At 64.0% G+C, this 2,007-nt stretch carries 3 protein-coding genes; 2 read left to right on the forward strand and 1 reads right to left on the reverse strand.

What is annotated here, in order from left to right; genetic code table 11:
• Positions 1-449, forward strand: a 449-nt coding sequence (locus tag ACYVDE_RS21190) for a 2-phosphosulfolactate phosphatase (protein WP_460503526.1), incomplete at its 5' end; no start/stop codon positions are given.
• Between the two features lie 106 nt (positions 450-555).
• Here the strand turns inward: ACYVDE_RS21190 and ACYVDE_RS21195 are convergent.
• Positions 556-882 carry a nucleotide pyrophosphohydrolase gene (locus tag ACYVDE_RS21195; protein WP_460503527.1) on the reverse strand — a complete coding sequence of 109 codons (327 nt, stop codon included), beginning with the start codon at positions 880-882 and terminating at the stop codon, positions 556-558.
• Between the two features lie 139 nt (positions 883-1,021).
• Between ACYVDE_RS21195 and ACYVDE_RS21200 the strand changes: the two genes are divergently transcribed.
• Positions 1,022-2,007: WD40/YVTN/BNR-like repeat-containing protein (locus tag ACYVDE_RS21200; RefSeq protein ID WP_460503528.1), on the forward strand; the 986-nt coding region annotated here is incomplete at its 3' end.

A 2,007-nucleotide genomic window follows, 5' to 3' on the forward strand; every position in this document is an offset into this window, starting at 1 on the left:
GGCCGGTGCGCGGCCGGGCGCTCACCATCAGCACCACCAACGGCACGGCGGCCCTGCGGCGCTCGCTGACGGCGGCCGAAATCGTGGTGGGCTCATTCCTGAATCTGGCCGCTGTCGCCGACTTTGCCCAGCAGCAGCAGCGCAACGTGCTGGTCGTGTGTGCCGGCTGGAAAGGGCGTTTCTGCCTCGAAGACACCGTGTTTGGCGGGGCGCTGGCCGCCCGCCTCAAACCGCTGGGCTTCGACGTGCGCAGCTCCGATGCGACGCTGGCGGCGCTGCACCTCTGGGAGCAGGGCAGGGCCGACTTGCCGGCCTACCTGCTGCAATCGGCCCACGTGCGCCGGCTCAACTCGCTGGAAGCCAGCAAGGATTTTGATTTCTGCCTGCAGGTGGATGCCTACGCCGACGTGCTGCCCCTGTGGCGGGACGATAGGCTGCTACGGGCATAGTCCATCTGTCATCCTGAGCGCAGCGAAGGACCTTATCGCCGTTGAACGGGCTGTTCGTTCGGACGTGAGAAGGTCCTTCGCTGCACTCAGGATGACAGACACAGTGCTACTTCAGCTTTTCATTGTCGCGGTGGCGCTGGCTGTCGCGCTGGGTTTTCTTGGCCAGGTTGCGGGCCAGGGCGTCGGTGAGGTCGACGCCGGTCTGGTTGGCCAGGCAAATGAGCACGAACAGCACGTCGGCCAGCTCATCGCCCAGCTCGCGGCCTTTATCGGATTCCTTGAAGGACTGCTCGCCGTACTGCCGGGCGATGATGCGGGCTACTTCGCCCACTTCCTCGGTGAGCATGGCTAGGTTGGTGAGCTCGTTGAAATAGCGGACGCCGGTAGTGGTAATCCAGGTATCGACGGTTTTTTGGGCTTCGGCGAGGGTCATGAGTTGGGGTAGGGGCGAGGATGCAGGCCAGGCGAGGCCGTAGCTTTGCAGGATAACAAGAAGAATGCGCTTTCCACGTTTTACTAAGCAAATAAAGATGAGACTACCCTTACTCGCTGTATTGATTTCAGGACTTGGTATGGGCACTGCGCAAGCGCAGTGGGTGCAGCAGGATGCACACTTTCGGGTGGGCCTTGCTACCGTGCAGGATATCAGCATCGTCAGCCCCAGCGTCGTTTTTATTACCAGCAAAGGGTCGGGCAATGCCGCTGGCTCGGCCGGCTACTGGGATTTTAGCCGCACCAACGACGGTGGCACCACCTGGGTGCCGGGCAGCGTGAATGGCATTCCGATAACCGTGTCGCCGAGCTACGCCGGTATCAGCGCCGTGGATGCCAACAACGTGTGGGTAGGCATCTTCAGCCTGCAAACCACCATTGCCAACCCCGGCGGCGGCTACGTGTACTACAGCCGCAACGGTGGTAGCACCTGGACGTACCAGAGCACCGCCGCGTTTGCTGGCAGCGCCGCCTTCCTCAACGACATCGCCATGTACGACCTGAACAATGGCGTGGTGGTGGGCGACCCCAACGGCGGCTATTTCGAGGTGTACACCACCAGCAACGGCGGTACGCAGTGGACGCGCGTACCCGCCGCCAACCTGCCGGCCCCCCTCACGAACGAGGCTGGGCGCGTGGGCGTGTTTGCCACCAAGGGCACTAGCGCCTGGTTCGGTACCGATTTTGGCCGCGTGTTTTACTCGACCAACCGCGGCAACAGCTGGCAGGTGGCCAGCACCGGCCTGCCCGAAGTAACCCGGCTGGCGTTTGAAGACGCGCAGAACGGCCTGGCCCTCTACGTCGATGCTGGCACCGGCACCATTACCCTGAGCCGCACCCAGAACGGCGGCCAGACCTGGACGGCTTTCGCCCCGAGCGGGCCGGCCTACGCCAGCGGCCTAGCCTCGGTGCCGGGCCGGCCCGGCATGTTCGTGAGTACCGGCTTCACCACGGCGGCGGCGGGTTCGTCGTACACCACCAACTACGGCCAGACCTGGACGCGCATCGACCAAGGCACGCCGCGCGGTCCCGTGGCCTTCTACGATGCGCAGACCGGCTGGGCTGG

Source organism: Hymenobacter agri (genome assembly GCF_054778495.1).